General features: G+C 61.0%; 17 protein-coding genes. 12 read left to right on the top strand and 5 right to left on the bottom strand.

The window, feature by feature from the left end:
• Positions 1-2: 2 nt before the first annotated feature.
• Together ABVQ20_RS07375 and ABVQ20_RS07370 are read right to left on the bottom strand one after the other, a co-directional pair.
• Positions 3-1,889, bottom strand: coding sequence for a L,D-transpeptidase family protein (locus tag ABVQ20_RS07375; RefSeq protein WP_354458884.1), 1,887 nt, complete (start codon positions 1,887-1,889; stop codon positions 3-5).
• A gap of 224 nt (positions 1,890-2,113) precedes the next feature.
• Complete coding sequence (locus ABVQ20_RS07370) at positions 2,114-2,860, bottom strand: 3-oxoacyl-ACP reductase family protein (protein WP_354458883.1); 747 nt, start codon at positions 2,858-2,860, stop codon at positions 2,114-2,116.
• A 99-nt stretch (positions 2,861-2,959) separates the two neighbouring features.
• Here ABVQ20_RS07370 and ABVQ20_RS07365 point away from each other — a divergent pair, with 99 nt between their 5' ends.
• Together ABVQ20_RS07365 and ABVQ20_RS07360 are read left to right on the top strand one after the other, a co-directional pair.
• Positions 2,960-3,574, top strand: coding sequence for a TetR/AcrR family transcriptional regulator (locus ABVQ20_RS07365; protein ID WP_354458882.1), 615 nt, complete (start codon positions 2,960-2,962; stop codon positions 3,572-3,574).
• Between the two features lie 66 nt (positions 3,575-3,640).
• Positions 3,641-4,036, top strand: a complete 396-nt coding sequence (locus ABVQ20_RS07360) for a rhodanese-like domain-containing protein (protein WP_354458881.1) — start codon at positions 3,641-3,643, stop codon at positions 4,034-4,036.
• A 15-nt stretch (positions 4,037-4,051) separates the two neighbouring features.
• On the opposite strand, the gene ABVQ20_RS07355 is transcribed toward ABVQ20_RS07360, so the two are convergent.
• Positions 4,052-4,963, bottom strand: a complete 912-nt coding sequence (locus tag ABVQ20_RS07355; protein WP_354458880.1) for an alpha/beta hydrolase — start codon at positions 4,961-4,963, stop codon at positions 4,052-4,054.
• Positions 4,964-5,010: 47 nt separating this feature from the next.
• Here ABVQ20_RS07355 and ABVQ20_RS07350 point away from each other — a divergent pair, with 47 nt between their 5' ends.
• Complete coding sequence (locus tag ABVQ20_RS07350) at positions 5,011-5,463, top strand: MarR family winged helix-turn-helix transcriptional regulator (RefSeq protein ID WP_354458879.1); 453 nt, start codon at positions 5,011-5,013, stop codon at positions 5,461-5,463.
• A gap of 21 nt (positions 5,464-5,484) precedes the next feature.
• Here ABVQ20_RS07350 and ABVQ20_RS07345 read toward each other — a convergent pair whose 3' ends face one another.
• Together ABVQ20_RS07345 and ABVQ20_RS07340 are read right to left on the bottom strand one after the other, a co-directional pair.
• The gene (locus tag ABVQ20_RS07345; RefSeq protein ID WP_354458878.1) at positions 5,485-6,096 is read right to left on the bottom strand and encodes a pyridoxamine 5'-phosphate oxidase family protein; all 612 of its coding nucleotides are present in this window, start codon (positions 6,094-6,096) and stop codon (positions 5,485-5,487) included.
• Positions 6,097-6,226: 130 nt separating this feature from the next.
• On the bottom strand, positions 6,227-6,580 hold the full coding sequence (locus ABVQ20_RS07340; RefSeq protein WP_354458877.1) for a gamma-butyrobetaine hydroxylase family protein: 354 nt from the start codon (positions 6,578-6,580) through the stop codon (positions 6,227-6,229).
• Between the two features lie 199 nt (positions 6,581-6,779).
• On the opposite strand from ABVQ20_RS07340, the gene moaA reads away from it, so the two are divergent.
• The 9 genes from moaA (at position 6,780) to ABVQ20_RS07295 (ending at position 13,600) form a co-directional block, all read left to right on the top strand.
• Positions 6,780-7,775, top strand: a complete 996-nt coding sequence (gene moaA / locus ABVQ20_RS07335) for a GTP 3',8-cyclase MoaA (protein WP_354458876.1) — start codon at positions 6,780-6,782, stop codon at positions 7,773-7,775.
• Positions 7,776-7,832: 57 nt separating this feature from the next.
• Entirely contained in the window at positions 7,833-8,315 is a 483-nt protein-coding gene (locus tag ABVQ20_RS07330; protein ID WP_354458875.1) for a hypothetical protein, read from the top strand.
• 116 nt (positions 8,316-8,431) lie between these two features.
• Entirely contained in the window at positions 8,432-8,791 is a 360-nt protein-coding gene (locus ABVQ20_RS07325; protein ID WP_354458874.1) for a hypothetical protein, read from the top strand.
• Between the two features lie 152 nt (positions 8,792-8,943).
• On the top strand, positions 8,944-9,864 hold the full coding sequence (locus tag ABVQ20_RS07320; RefSeq protein WP_354458873.1) for a DMT family transporter: 921 nt from the start codon (positions 8,944-8,946) through the stop codon (positions 9,862-9,864).
• 41 nt (positions 9,865-9,905) lie between these two features.
• Positions 9,906-10,532 (top strand): molybdenum cofactor guanylyltransferase MobA, encoded by a 627-nt coding sequence (gene mobA, locus ABVQ20_RS07315; protein ID WP_354458872.1) that lies wholly within the window; start codon positions 9,906-9,908, stop codon positions 10,530-10,532.
• Positions 10,529-11,038, top strand: coding sequence for a molybdopterin-guanine dinucleotide biosynthesis protein B (gene mobB / locus ABVQ20_RS07310; RefSeq protein ID WP_354458871.1), 510 nt, complete (start codon positions 10,529-10,531; stop codon positions 11,036-11,038). Before mobA ends, mobB begins: the two co-directional genes overlap by 4 nt.
• 156 nt (positions 11,039-11,194) lie before the next feature.
• Entirely contained in the window at positions 11,195-11,980 is a 786-nt protein-coding gene (locus tag ABVQ20_RS07305) for an ABC transporter substrate-binding protein (RefSeq protein WP_227347459.1), read from the top strand.
• 82 nt (positions 11,981-12,062) lie between these two features.
• Positions 12,063-12,782: an ABC transporter permease gene (locus ABVQ20_RS07300; protein WP_354458870.1), complete on the top strand. Its 720-nt coding sequence runs from the start codon at positions 12,063-12,065 to the stop codon at positions 12,780-12,782.
• On the top strand, positions 12,779-13,600 hold the full coding sequence (locus tag ABVQ20_RS07295) for an ABC transporter permease (protein ID WP_354458869.1): 822 nt from the start codon (positions 12,779-12,781) through the stop codon (positions 13,598-13,600). The genes ABVQ20_RS07300 and ABVQ20_RS07295 overlap by 4 nt, the downstream gene beginning before the upstream one ends.
• The last annotated feature ends 11 nt before the right edge of the window (positions 13,601-13,611 follow it).

Here is a 13,611-nt window from a genome sequence, read left to right as displayed (position 1 = left end):
GCCTAGCTTGCCGGCGAGCGCACCGCTTCCGTCGCGTCCAGCGCCTGCATCAACTTGGTGTCGCGGTCGTATACGTCATTGAAATACTCCACCTTGCCGGACATGTCCGGCCATGCAGTGAAATAGGCAACGTAGACGGGAATCGTGCGCGTGACATTCTCGGTCGAATGTCCGTGCTTCAGCGTCTCGGCGATATTATCGACCGATGTGTCAAGCACGGCTGCGGCCATGCCGCGCGGGTCCTGCAGGCGAACGCAGCCATGGCTCAGCGCACGCATGTCCTGTTTGAAAAACGATTTCTGCGGCGTGTCATGCATGTAGATGGCGTGCTTGTTGGGGAACAGGATCTTCAGTTCACCCAGCGCGTTCGCCTCGCTTGGCTGCTGGCGTACATTGTAGGGAATGTTCGAGCCATATGCCCCCCAATTGATCGATGATGAAGGGATGCGCTTGCCGCGCGTATCGGTCACCTCGTAGCCGGACCTGTCGAGATAACCTGGATCGCTGCGCAGGCGCGGCAGCATCTCATTGACGATGATCGACTGCGGCACGCCCCAGTAGGGGTGGAAATCAACCTGCTTGATCTTGTCGTAGAAGAACGCCGTCTGGTTGGTGGTCCTGCCTATGACCGCACGAGTCTTCAGCTTCTCCTCGCCATTGTCGATATAGCTTGCGGTGAAGGCCGGCTGGTTGATGAAGACGCGGGGACTGCCGAGGTCGGAAGGCAGCCAGCGCAGTTCTTCGAGCGCGACTTGCACCTTCTGAAGTCTGTCAGCCTTGGACGTTCCGGCGAGCGATGCCACCGTACGCGGCCCAATGACACCGTCACCCTTCATGCCGGCTCTTTTTTGCACTGCCTCGATGACCGGAACCAGCTCGGGAACATAGACTTCGCTGTTGACGAGCCTGGACAGGATCTCGCCATAGGAGCCGCCCATATCGTCGTCGAGATTGCGCGCGATGACCGTCAGGAGCTTCGGCAGTTCGGGGCTTGTCTCGCCGGGCTTCAACAGAAGCTTGGGATCGACGACGATCTCGTTCTCGGCGCTCGCCTGCAGCGATTCCAGTTCGACGCGCAGGGCTTGATATTCGGCATTCTGCGGATGACGGGATTCGAGATAGGTGCGCACCTCCTGGGTGTGCGCCAGCGTTTTCAACACACCTTCCATATCGATCGGCTTGGCTGGAAAATCATAATAGGCGGTCATGCGATTTGGATCGACGCGGCCGCTCTGGGCATCGTGAGCGTAACGCAACACGCGGGCGGAAAGGGCCATTTCGAAGCGAAGGAGCTGCTTCATTTGCGCTGCCGGGTCGGCTGCTGATGTTGCGGCCGCGGGCACCTCGACCGTGTAGTCAGCCGGCGCAAGGCCGTAGCTCGCAGCCTCGCCAAGCACACGCACCGCGTCCTGCGCGCGGCTGTTGGCGCTGGTTCCTGTCACCCAGATGAAATCTGGGTTGGCCGTGTAGTAGGTAATCAGCGCCTTCGCGATATCTGGCTCGGCATAGAGTTCATAGTCGCCAAGTCCGGCAACCGCGTCGCGGAAGGCGGCGCTGGTGGCCGAGGGCACAAAGGCGGCGTTCTGTAGAGATGTCTGCTGCGGTGCTGCCGTCAGCGCGGTGAAGTCGACACGAACGAGCTTGTCGGCCTTGTATGTGTTGTAGGTCGGACTGCTGATCCTGACCGCGCCGCCGCCTTCGGAAGCCCTGGGCTTCGGCTTGTGCATCGGCGGAGGCGGCGGGAATTCGCCCTGCGGCTGATGCCTGATGCCGCCGCCGAAAAGCATCTCAAACAGCCCTTGCGCGCTTGCCTGCGGTGCGCCGAGAGCCAACGTCGCTGCGATCGCGGCGAGCGGCATCACGGTTGATCTGTTTCCAAGAAATTTCATTAATCACCCGCTCCGGTAGCACCGGTTCCCGTTCTGCACCGTTAGACGGTCCCGCCCACCGCATGGCGGATGTAAGGCGCGACTATACCGATTCATACCGATTTCGTTAAGCTTTCATAAATTTTGGAAGCCCTGTTGCAGAACGGTTTCACAACATCGTGACGGGCCGGAGCGGCTTTCTCCACTCCGGCCAGAAAATCTGCAGCGCGGTAGCGAGTGGGCTATCAGGCGTTGGCGCCACCATCGATGGTTAGTGCCGCACCGGTGACAAACCGGCTTTCAGGACCGGCCAACCAGGCAACCATCCCCGCGATTTCTTCAACCTTGCCAAAGCGCGGCGTTGCCATCTTCTGCAGCTGGGGCTCGGCATGCGGCCCCTCAGCCGGATTCATGTCGGTGTCGGTCGAACCGGGATGGACGACGTTGGCGGTGATGCCGCGGGGACCGAGGTCACGAGCGAGCGCCTTGGTCAGCCCGGCGATCGCGGCCTTGCTGGTCGAATAGGCGCTGAGGCCGGTGTCGGTGACCCGCTCGGCCAGATTGCTGCCGATCGAGATGATCCGACCGCCCTCACCCATATGCACGGCCGCGGCCTTGGAGGCGACGAATGGCGCTCGCAGATTGACGTCCATGGTTTCATCAAAGTCGGCAAGTGAAAGCACATCGATCGGCGCCGTGCGCCAGATACCGGCGCTGTTGACGAGAATGTCGAGCCGCCCGAGTGCGCCGGCGGCATCGTTGACCGCCTTTTCGACGGCAACAACATCCCGGTTGTCGGCCTTGATCGCAATGGCTCGTCCACCAGCAGCTTCGATCTCTTCGACCACAGCGCGGGCCTGCTCTCCGCCGTTGACATAGGTGATCGCGACCTTGGCGCCATCGGCCGCAAGCCTGCGCGCAATCGCGGCGCCTATGCCGCGACTGCCGCCAGTGACGAGTGCGACCTTGCCGCTCAACGGATTGGATGACATCGATTTCTCCTTTATGTATCGATCAGCACATAAATAACTGTCAGCCTTGCCGAGTCGCGTCAACTGATTTATGTATCGATCGACAAAGAAAAGAGCGCCATGCCGGAACGAGGCCGCCCCCGCACCTTCGATCGAACCGCCACGTTGCGGCGAGCGATGGATGTGTTCTGGGCCAAAGGCTATGAAGGCGCCTCCATGAGCGACCTGACGGCGGCGATGGGCATCAAATCGCCCAGCCTCTATGCCGCCTTCGGCAGCAAGGAGGCTCTCTTCCTCGAGGCAACCGACCTCTACACACGTGTCGAAGGCGCGGACATCTGGTCGGCGCTGGAAGATTCGCCGACTGCTTCGCTTGCGATCGAACGCTTCCTTTGCCGGACGGCGGAAGCCTATTCGCAGGCCGATCGCCCGCAGGGCTGCCTGATCGCGCTCGGCGCGTTGCACCAGGATTCAAGCAAAGGCGCCATCTGCGACGATCTGCGCCGCCGCCGCGCTGAAAACCACATGGCCCTGCGCAAGCGTCTCGATCGCGGTATTGCCGAAGGCGAATTGCCGCCGGATTTCGACAGCCACGCCGCGGCGACATTTTTCGCCACGGTTCAGCATGGCATGTCGATCCAGGCGCGCGACGGTGCCTCGCACGCCGGCCTGTTGGCAACCGTGGCCGGCGCAATGGTTGCCTGGAAGGCGATGGCCGGCACAGACGCGGCGTGAAAAATGCCTGCCATTGTGCTGGAAATTCAAACAGCCAGCCTAGTGCGCGGTCGGGAGGAGAAGCCTGTGAAAAAGGGATATCGCGAGCTGCTGGACGAGGCAAATGCCGAGATCGAAGTGGTGTCGCCAGAGGAAGCAGCGGGGCTGCTCGACGACGAAGGCACGATCTTCGTCGATCTGCGCGATCCGCGTGAGCTGGAACGCGATGGCAAGATACCCGGTGCCCAGCATGTCACCCGAGGCATGCTCGAATTCTGGATCGACCCGGAGAGCCCGTATCACAAGCCATTCTTCGCTTCGGGAAAAAGCTTCGTCTTCTTCTGCGCCGGCGGTTGGCGCTCGGCGCTGGCCACCAAGACAGCGCAGGATATGGGCCTTTCTCCGGTGAAGCACATTCTTGGCGGCTTCACCGCCTGGAAGGCAGCCGGCTTACCGGTCGAGCCCAGCAGCAAGAAGAAATAGGCCGCTGGTCGACATTCAGTGCAACAGCGCCGATTCCGGGCGGCCGGCTACGAAATTGACGGCCTGTCCGACCACCCTCTTATCAGTCAGAATGCGGCGGTGGCCGAGCCCTTCAGCCCAGTAAAGCCGCACGTGATCGCCAGCGCCTGCGTAGAGCTCGGCATGATCGGCGGACACTTCGCGGTCGTCGGGTGCGTGGATCACCAGGGTTGGCAGTGGCGTGCGGGCAAGTTGCCGGTCGCCGACGAATTCGTGCAGTGGCCGTCCAGCGAGATGCTCGACCCGATCAGCCATCGCAACCTGCGAGCGCGGGCCGACATTCAGCATGCGGCTGAAGTCGGCGAAGATCGCCGGCAGCGAACTCGGCGCCGCGATCAGCACCAGCCGATCCGCGGCAAGCGGGGGGATATTCTTGACCGAACCGACAATGGCATTGGCGGCAACGGCGCCGCCGAAGGAGTGACCGACGACGGCCGTGAACGGGCCGAACCATTCGCCGGCCACGCGGGCCGCATCGACCGCGTTGACCATGTTTAGCCGGCGGCCAAGCGACTGGCCGTGACCAGGCAGGTCCAGAGAAACAACCCTGTAGCCAGCATCGCGATAGCCTTCGATCAGCGCGCGCATATATTCAGTGCGTGAACGCCAGCCATGGATCACGAGCACGGTGCCAATCATCTCCCTGCCCGGCTCGGGCCGGAATTCATGCACCGCCACGCAGCCCGTAGCGGTCTTCAACCGATGGTGGCGCGCCTCGGTCATGAACGCGGCGGCACGGTCGACGGCGCGTCGCTCGCCGTCCGTCAGACCCTTCGGGTTCGGCGTGCGGCAGAACAATTCGAATGCCGCGCGCCCGCTTAGCCGTGGCGCAACATGTTCAGCGGCGGCGAACACCCCCCGGATGACCTTCAGACCAAATGATGCCATAGTGGCGATCCATCCATTCGTTCAAGCATGAACATAATAGTTCAAAGATGAACATTAAACAAGACCTACCCTGGGACAACCCGCGTTTTCGCAACTGGGTCGCGGTCGCGCGCGCCTGCCATGTGATCGAAAGAGCCTTGGCGGTGAAGCTTGCGCCGCTGGACCTGAAGCCGGCGCAACTCGACGTGCTGATGAACCTTTATCGCCACCCCGGCATGTCGCAGCATGATCTCGCGCGACGGCTTCTGGTCGGCCGTTCCAACATCACCATGCTGCTGCCGCAGCTTGAAACGCGTGGATTGCTGCGCCGCGAGGGTGATGAAAAGGACAAGCGTATTCTGCGGCTGACCCTGACCGAGGCGGGTGAAGCTCTGCTGATGCAGGCGCTGAAAGTCCACATGGCGCTGATCGAGAAGGCGATGAGCCAGTCTACGCCCGAACAATGCGACATGATCGGCGAGCAGATGCGCAAGATTTATGACGCGCTGAAGGAAGCGTAACGGCTGTTTCAGCCCTGGTGCCTACCACATCGACTTTTTTGCTCGCTCCGGCCATTCCCTGTCGTAGGCCTCGCCGTCAATGTTCTTGCGGCTGGCCACTTCCAGGATTTGCCCGGGCGTCGGCAGCGACTTCGGATCGACATGCCTCGCCGGGTTCCAAAGCTCGGAGCGGACGATGGCGCGGGCACATTGGAAATAGACCGAATCGACATCAACGACGGTTACCGAGCGGGCCATTTTGCCGTCCACGGTGAACGTTGCACACAGCGCCGCGTCGGTGGTGATATGAGCGCGACCGTTGACGCGCAGCGTCGTGCCGGAGCCAGGCACGAGGAACAACAGGCCGACGCGCGCGTCGCGAATGATGTTCCTGAGCGAATCGGCGCGGTTGTTGCCGCGACGGTCCGGCATCATCAGGGTTTTCGAATCATGGATCCTGACGAAGCCCGCGAGATCGCCGCGCGGTGAGCAATCCAGCCCCTCTGGCCCGCTGGTCGCCAGGGCGACGAATGGCGAGGCCTCGATGAATGCTGCGTACTCCGGAATGACGTGGTCGAGTTCCTTGACCAGCGAGGCCTCGCCCGGAACGCCATAAAGCGCTTCAAGCTGCTCGACCGTGGTGATGAGGGACATCAGCTTCGTCTCCGAACTTTTTGCCGGCGCTACTCCAGATGTGTGACGTCTTCACGACGTCAGCGTGAGCATGATCCCGAAAGTGGAAGCCGGTTTTCGGAACGGATCATGCTCAGACAAAGAAGTAGAATTAGCGATCCCGGCTCAGACCCTTTTCCGCAAGCTCCGCGAGATAGGCGTCCCAGCGCGCCTCCTTCTCATGGCCAAGCGTGTGTAGGTAATTCCAGGTGAAGATGCCGGTGTCGTGGAAATCGTCGAAGGTGATGCGCACGGCGTAATTGCCGACCGGCTCGATCTTGAGTATGGTAACGTTGCGCTTGCCCGGAACGGTGACGCGCTGCTCCGGCGAATGCCCCTGCACTTCCGCCGATGGCGAGGCGACACGCAGCAGTTCCGCCGGCAGTTCGAACGGCTGATGGCCGGGAAAGGTGACGGAGAGCAGCTTGCGGTCCTTCGAGACCCTGAGTTCCTTCGGCGCCGTCATGGTGAAATATCCTGCTTTGTCGGCCTCCTCCCTACGCTGCTTCGCAAAGGGGGAAAAGGCCATTTGAAATCGGCCGACACGCAATGTCGGCCCGGGAATGTTACCAAAGATCAAGGCAGGCTATCTTGAATGGCGGATCGGATCGTATCACATAGCAGTATATAACGATGCCGTTCGCAGCCATGGGAAACGTTTAAGCATGGACATGATCGACCCATTCGGTCGCACGATCAGCTATTTGCGCGTGTCGGTCACCGACCGCTGCGATTTCCGCTGCACCTACTGCATGGCCGAAGACATGGCCTTCCTGCCGAAAAAGGATCTGCTTTCGCTGGAAGAACTCGACCGGCTCTGCACCGTGTTCATCGACAAGGGTGTCCGGAAACTGCGCCTCACCGGCGGTGAACCGCTGGTGCGCAAGAACATCATGCATCTGGTGCGCCAGATATCGCGCCACCTGGATAGCGGGGCACTGGAAGAACTGACGCTGACCACCAACGGCTCGCAGCTCTCGCGTTTTGCCGCGGAACTCGCCGATTGCGGGGTCAAGCGCATCAACGTTTCGCTGGATACGCTCGACGCCGACAAGTTCCACGCCATCACACGCTGGGGCCATCTCGGCAAGGTCATGGCGGGTATCGACGCCGCGCAGGCGGCAGGTCTGAAAGTCAAGATCAACGCGGTGGCGCTGAGGGACTTCAACGACGCCGAATTGCCGGAGATGATGCGCTGGGCGCATGGCCGCGGCATGGACCTGACGGTCATTGAAACCATGCCGATGGGCGAGGTCGACGCTGACCGCACCGACCAGTATCTGCCGCTGTCGCTGCTGCGCGCTTCGCTCGAGCGCCAGTTCACGCTTTCGGACATTCCCTACAAGACCGGCGGTCCGGCCCGCTACGTCCATGTCGCGGAAACCGGCGGGCGGCTCGGCTTCATCACGCCGATGACGCATAATTTCTGCGAAAGCTGCAACCGCGTCAGGCTGACCTGCACAGGCACCCTCTATATGTGCCTCGGCCAGGAGGACGCCGCCGATCTGCGCGCGCCGTTGCGCGCGTCCGAGGGCAACGAACTCGTCGCTGCCGCAATCGACGAGGCCATCGGCCGCAAGCCGAAGGGCCATGATTTCATCATCGATCGCCGCACCAGCCGCCCGTCGGTCTCGCGGCATATGAGTGTCACCGGCGGCTGATCTTTCCAACCATCCCGTGTTAGGATTTGCTTTCCGACCATGGGCTGGGGGCCATTCATGCAGCGGCGGTATTCAATCCTGGCTTTCCAGATCGTAGCTGCCGCGATCGCCTCCGGCGGTGCATATGCTGCGCCGTTCACTTACACCAACGCGCGCTTCGGCACGACCTGCACGTTTCCCGACGAAGTTTTCACCGACCGCCAGCCCGAGCCAGAGAATGGTGACGGACAGGAATGGTTGAGCACGGACGGCGCCAGCCTGATCTGTTCGGGCATCCTGAACATCGACAATGACACGCCGAAAGGTTTTGTTGCAGCCGAGAGAGCCGACAGCGAACCAGGCTACAAGATCACCTACAGCAAAACCGGCAAGGACTGGGCGGTGCTGTCGGGGACCAAGGACGGCGAGATTTTTTACGAGCGCCGGCTCTTCGGCAGGGATGGTGTCATCCGCACGGTGTGGATCGAATATCCGCCTGCGCTGAAAGCCCGATATGACGCGCTTGTTGGCTCCATCGCCGCCAGCCTGAAGGCCGATTGAGCATTTCGGCCACACCACGACAATATCGTTTTGCTTAAGGACTTACGCATTTACCGCCGTCCCCTCGGAGCCTAGTTTGACGGGGCAGCGGTTTTCGCTCGGTGGGGACTAACAACATGCGCAAACTCATTCTTTCTCTGGCATTGCTCGGCCTTTCGGCCTTGCCGGCGGCGGCTCAGTCGATCGGCGGTACCTACACTGTCGCCGGCACCAATTTCGACGGATCCTCCTATGGCGGCGAAGCGACCATCACGCTGACCAGCGAGACAACCTGCACAATCCACTGGGCGACAGGTGACTCGTCCTCGGATGGGATCTGCATGCGCAACGATGATGCTTTTTCCGCAGGCTATGTCTTGGGCAAGGACATCGGCCTCGTCGTCTACAAGGTGGAGGAAGACGGCTCGCTGCACGGCCTGTGGACGATCGCCGGCAAGGAAGGCAATGGCACCGAGGTGCTGACGCCAAAGAAGTGAGTTTCGCCGTCTTCCCTGAACTGTCGCGACACATTGCCAGTAAATGAGATGGCGCTCGGACCGCGCCGCAAGGCGGCGTGGCCCAGCCTTTTGACGTTGCTGTCCTGTGGCCGGCTGCTACAGGCTTTGGGCAAAGCAGAACGGTAGTCGCCTTGGCCCTTTCTCCCAACATTCGCAGCGCGTTGTTCATGTTGGTGGCCATGGCCGGTTTCACGTTCAACGACGCCATCACCAAATACTCATCCGAATCGATGAACATGGCGCAGGTCATGCTTGTCAGGGGCGCCTTCGCCTCGCTTTTTGTTGGTCTGCTTGCCTGGCGGAGCGGCGCGCTGAAACAGTTGGGCTCCATGCTGCAGCCGTTGGTGGCGATACGCGTGATTGGTGAAGCGGGTGGAACGGTGGCCTTCCTGATCGCCCTTGCCCACTTGCCGATCGCCAATGTCTCGTCCGTGCTGCAGGCGCTGCCGCTGGCGGTGACGATGGGCGCGGCGCTTGTCTTCAACGAGGGCGTTGGCTGGCGGCGCTGGCTGGCGATTGCCGCTGGATTTACCGGCGTGCTCATTATCGTGCGCCCCGGCTTCGAGGGGTTCAGCGTGTTTTCGCTGGTGGCGCTGGCTTCCGTCGCCTGCTGTACGGTGCGCGACCTCGCCACCAAGCGGATACCCGCGGCCATTCCGTCATTGCTGGTCTCGACGGCAACGGCGATCGCCATGACGATCGTCGGTGCGACCCTGCTGACACCGATGGGCGGCTGGACGCCGCTGACAGGACGAGCCACGGCCCTGCTGGCGCTCGCGGCCGTCCTCGTGCTCATCGGCTATCAATTCATCATCATGGCGATGCGGGCCGGCGAGATCTCATTCATCGCGCCATTCCGTTACACGTCCCTGCTGTGGTCGATCGTGCTCGGCCTGATCATCTTCGGTGACGTGCCCGACCTTCCGATGGTCACGGGCGCCACGATCATCATCGGTTCAGGCCTCTACGCGCTCTATCGCGAACGGGTCGTCGGCCGGCGCAGGATCGTCGCTGAAAGCACTGGACCCTCCATGGCGCCGGACGGCATATAGGCCCCACCGATCACCTGGAGGATTGGCCTGAAGGCCATGGGATGAACAGAGAGGTTGCAGGGATTATTCTGGCCGGCGGTCAGTCGCGACGGATGGGCGGCGGCGACAAGAGCCTGCTTGCGCTCGGCAGTGGTCGCCTGCTGGACCATGTCATCGAGCGATTCGCCCCACAAGTGGGACCACTGGCGCTCAGCGCCAACGGCGATCCGGTCCGCTTTACTGGAATATCGCTCCCGGTGCTTGCCGATACTGTGAAAGGTTTTGCCGGACCGCTGGCCGGAATCCTGGCCGGCCTCGAATGGGTTGCTGAAAACACCAATTGCCAAGCCCTTGTTACCGCCGCCGGCGACACGCCATTCCTGCCGGAGGATATGGTTGAGAGGCTGGTGTCCGCAGTTGCTGCTCGCCCTGGCTCGATGGCCGTTGCCTGTTCCGATGGCAAACGACACCCGACATTCGCGCTTTGGCCCATAGGGTGTCGCGATGGCCTGCGGCATTTTCTGGTCGATGAAGACAACCGGCGGGTTTCCGCATTCATAGACCGGCATGGTTCCGTCGATGTGGAATTTCCAATGCTGATATCGGGGCAGATCGACCCCTTCTTCAACGTCAACATGCCCGGTGACCTTGCCCACGCCGAGCGTCTGCTGCAGGCCATGAAATCATGAACAGACGCGTCTTCGGCATCACCGGATGGAAGAATTCCGGCAAGACCACACTGACCGAAAAGCTGGTTGCCGAGCTGGTCCGGCGCGGCTGGAAAGTATCGACGATCAAGCACGCGCATCATGACTTCGACATCGACAAGCCAGGCGCGGACTCCTTCCGCCACCGTCAGGCGGGCGCCACCGAAGTCGCCATCGTGTCCGGCAACCGCTGGGCCCTAATGCATGAATTGCGCGGCGAGGATGAGCCGACACTCGAAGCCATCCTGTCTCGGCTTGCCCCGTCCGATATCGTCATCGTCGAGGGCTACAAGCGCGAAGCGCACCGGAAAATCGAAACGCGGCGAATGGATGCCAAGGACCGGACGCCACTTTCGGCAAGCGATCCAAACATAGTCGCCATCGCTTCCGATTTCGCCGTCGAGAACAACAACCTGCCGGTGTTCGATCTCGACGATACGAAATCGATAGCCGACTTTGTCGAGCGAACGACCGGTCTCGTTGCTTGAGCGATGACGTAACGGCAGAATAGCATTGCGGATTTTGACGGTTTTGCAGTTGCTTTTTTCTTGGAAAGAGTGGGAGTATCCCACCAGCGGGCGGTCAAAAGCACCGCCCCACAGAGCCGTTAGGAACGACGGCCGGGACCTAAAGAGAGGACAATTATGCGTATTGCACTGCGTATCGCGCTCGCCGCATCGGCCGCGCTGCTGACGCTCGGCGTAGCACAGGCCCAGGAAAAAACCCTGAGAATCGGCACCGAAGGCGCCTACCCCCCGTTCAACAACCTCACGGCGGACGGTCAGCTCGTGGGCTTCGACATCGACATCGCCAAGGCGCTCTGCGATGAAATGAAGGTGAAGTGCACCTTCGTCGCCCAGGATTGGGACGGCATCATTCCCGCGCTTCAGGCCGGCAAGTTCGACGCCATCGTCGCCTCGATGTCGATCACGCCCGAGCGCAAGGAAAAGGTCGACTTCTCGAACAAATACTACAACACGCCGTCGGCGATCGCCGTGCCGAAGGACTCGACGCTGAAGGGCGTGACCAAGGCGGACCTGGCGGGCAAGACCGTCGGCGTCGCGACCACCACGACGCATTTCAACTATGCCTCGAAGACCTTTACCGACAGCACCGTCAAGGGCTATCCGAGCAGCCCCGAGGAACAGGCCGATCTCGCCAATGGCCGCCTCGACGCGATTGAAGATGATATCGTCGTGTTGAGCCAGTGGCTGGCCACGCCGGACGGCGCCTGCTGCAAGATCCTCGGCACACCGTCGCCGCAGCCGGTCGAAATCTTCGGACCAGGCGCCGGCATCGCCGTTCGCAAGGGTGAGACGGATCTCGTCAACAAGCTCAACGCCGCCATCGACGCCATTCGCGCCAATGGAAAATACAAGGAAATCAACGACAAGTACTTCACGTTCGACGTCTTCGGTAGTGCGTCCTGATAGGCACCAGGTCAAGGCGGCAGGGGCATTCCCTGCCGCCTTTGCATCCGTTTCAGGAACATCGGGGAGATAGATCTAGCCAATGCAAGGCCCGACCATATGGACGCTTCTCAGCTGGGGACCTGATGGCTGGTCGGACGATATCGCCTATGGTGCGATGGTCACCATTGCACTGGCGCTGGCGACGCTTCCCATCGGCCTGACGCTTGGGTTTTTCATTGCACTGGGAAAGCAATCCGAAGAGCCGTCCCTGCGCCTTGCGGCCAACATCTACACCACGGTCTTCCGTGGCCTGCCGGAACTGGTGACGCTCTTCCTGTTTTTCTTCGGCATGCCGATTTTGCTGCAGCATCTCATCAGGTTTTTTCGGCCTGAAGCGACAGTCGACGTCAACAGCTTCGTCGCCGGCATGATCGTGCTCTCCCTGATCTTCTCGTCCTATGCCAGCGAGGTTTTCCTTTCGGCCTTCCGCGCCATACCGAAGGGCCAATATGAGGGCGGCTACGCCATCGGCCTTTCGAACTGGCTGACCATGCGCAAGGTGATCTTGCCGCAGCTTCTGCGCATTGCGTTTCCCGGCCTCGAAAACTGCTGGCTCAGCCTCCTGAAGGACACCTCGCTCGTGTCGGTCGTTGGCCTCGCGGAGACGTTGCGCAACGCCGGTGTGGCCGCTCGCGTCACCAAGCATTCGTTCCTGTTTTACGGCCTGGCGGCCCTGGTCTTTCTTGGTTTGGCGATCGTGTCGTCCTTCGCCACCAACGCCATTTTGCGCTCGCTCGGTCGGCGAGAGGCACAGCGATGAGCGCCACAGCCACCATGGTCGAACGGCCGCCGCCACAGGCCCGCGGCTGGCCGCGCAGGCGCGTCATCGGCTATGCACTGGTCGGCTTGTGGATAGCCTTTGGCCTCGGCATCGTCAGCTATCTCTTCTTTGCCTGGAACGCCGCTTTCTTTGCCAAATATGCGCCGGCCTATCTGCAGGGCCTGGGCGTCACCCTGTCGCTGGTTGCCATTTCAATGGTGCTTGGTGCCATTTTGTCCGTGCCTGTTGCTTATGGGCGTATGTCCAGGAACCGGATCCTGTCTGGCCTTGCTTATTGTTACGTCTATTTCTTCCGCGGCACGCCTCTGCTGGTTCAGACGTTTCTGGTCTATTACGGATTGGGTTCGTTCCGGCCGGAACTCCAGACGGTCGGCCTCTGGGATTTTTTCAAAGACGCCTTCAACTGCGGCGTCTTTGCTTTCGCGCTCAACACCGCGGCCTACCAGGCCGAGATTCTGCGCGGCGCCATCGAGAGTGTGCCGAGGGGCCAATGGGAAGGCGCTGCCTCGCTTGGCCTGCACAAGCTGCAGACACTGCGCAAGATCATCCTGCCGCAGGCATTGATCGTCGCCTTGCGGCCTTATGGCAACGAGCTGATCCTGATGATCAAGGCTTCTGCTATCGTCGCCATCATCACTGTCTATGATCTGATGGGCAACGCGAAACTCGCCTTCGCCAACAGCTTCGACATTCAAGCTTATATCTGGGTCGCCCTGGTGTATCTTGTCATGGTCGAGTTGCTACGCCATGCGGTCGAATGGATCGAGCGTCGGATCACCATCCACCTGAAGCGCTGATCTGTTCACCT

Origin of the sequence: Mesorhizobium shangrilense (assembly GCF_040537815.1) — a bacterium.
In the GTDB taxonomy this organism is placed as follows: domain Bacteria; phylum Pseudomonadota; class Alphaproteobacteria; order Rhizobiales; family Rhizobiaceae; genus Mesorhizobium; species Mesorhizobium shangrilense.
This window is presented reverse-complemented; position numbering and strand designations above follow the sequence as displayed.

Coding starts and splice junctions, on each gene's coding strand:
- mobA (WP_354458872.1), top strand. CDS start 9,906: ATGAACAGAGAGGTTGCAGGGATTATTCTGGCCGGCGGTCAGTCGCGA.
- ABVQ20_RS07355 (WP_354458880.1), bottom strand. CDS start 4,963: ATGGCATCATTTGGTCTGAAGGTCATCCGGGGGGTGTTCGCCGCCGCT.
- ABVQ20_RS07350 (WP_354458879.1), top strand. CDS start 5,011: ATGAACATTAAACAAGACCTACCCTGGGACAACCCGCGTTTTCGCAAC.
- ABVQ20_RS07300 (WP_354458870.1), top strand. CDS start 12,063: ATGCAAGGCCCGACCATATGGACGCTTCTCAGCTGGGGACCTGATGGC.
- ABVQ20_RS07365 (WP_354458882.1), top strand. CDS start 2,960: ATGCCGGAACGAGGCCGCCCCCGCACCTTCGATCGAACCGCCACGTTG.
- ABVQ20_RS07305 (WP_227347459.1), top strand. CDS start 11,195: ATGCGTATTGCACTGCGTATCGCGCTCGCCGCATCGGCCGCGCTGCTG.
- ABVQ20_RS07340 (WP_354458877.1), bottom strand. CDS start 6,580: ATGACGGCGCCGAAGGAACTCAGGGTCTCGAAGGACCGCAAGCTGCTC.
- ABVQ20_RS07295 (WP_354458869.1), top strand. CDS start 12,779: ATGAGCGCCACAGCCACCATGGTCGAACGGCCGCCGCCACAGGCCCGC.
- mobB (WP_354458871.1), top strand. CDS start 10,529: ATGAACAGACGCGTCTTCGGCATCACCGGATGGAAGAATTCCGGCAAG.
- ABVQ20_RS07375 (WP_354458884.1), bottom strand. CDS start 1,889: ATGAAATTTCTTGGAAACAGATCAACCGTGATGCCGCTCGCCGCGATC.
- ABVQ20_RS07370 (WP_354458883.1), bottom strand. CDS start 2,860: ATGTCATCCAATCCGTTGAGCGGCAAGGTCGCACTCGTCACTGGCGGC.
- ABVQ20_RS07330 (WP_354458875.1), top strand. CDS start 7,833: ATGCAGCGGCGGTATTCAATCCTGGCTTTCCAGATCGTAGCTGCCGCG.
- ABVQ20_RS07325 (WP_354458874.1), top strand. CDS start 8,432: ATGCGCAAACTCATTCTTTCTCTGGCATTGCTCGGCCTTTCGGCCTTG.
- ABVQ20_RS07345 (WP_354458878.1), bottom strand. CDS start 6,096: ATGTCCCTCATCACCACGGTCGAGCAGCTTGAAGCGCTTTATGGCGTT.
- moaA (WP_354458876.1), top strand. CDS start 6,780: ATGGACATGATCGACCCATTCGGTCGCACGATCAGCTATTTGCGCGTG.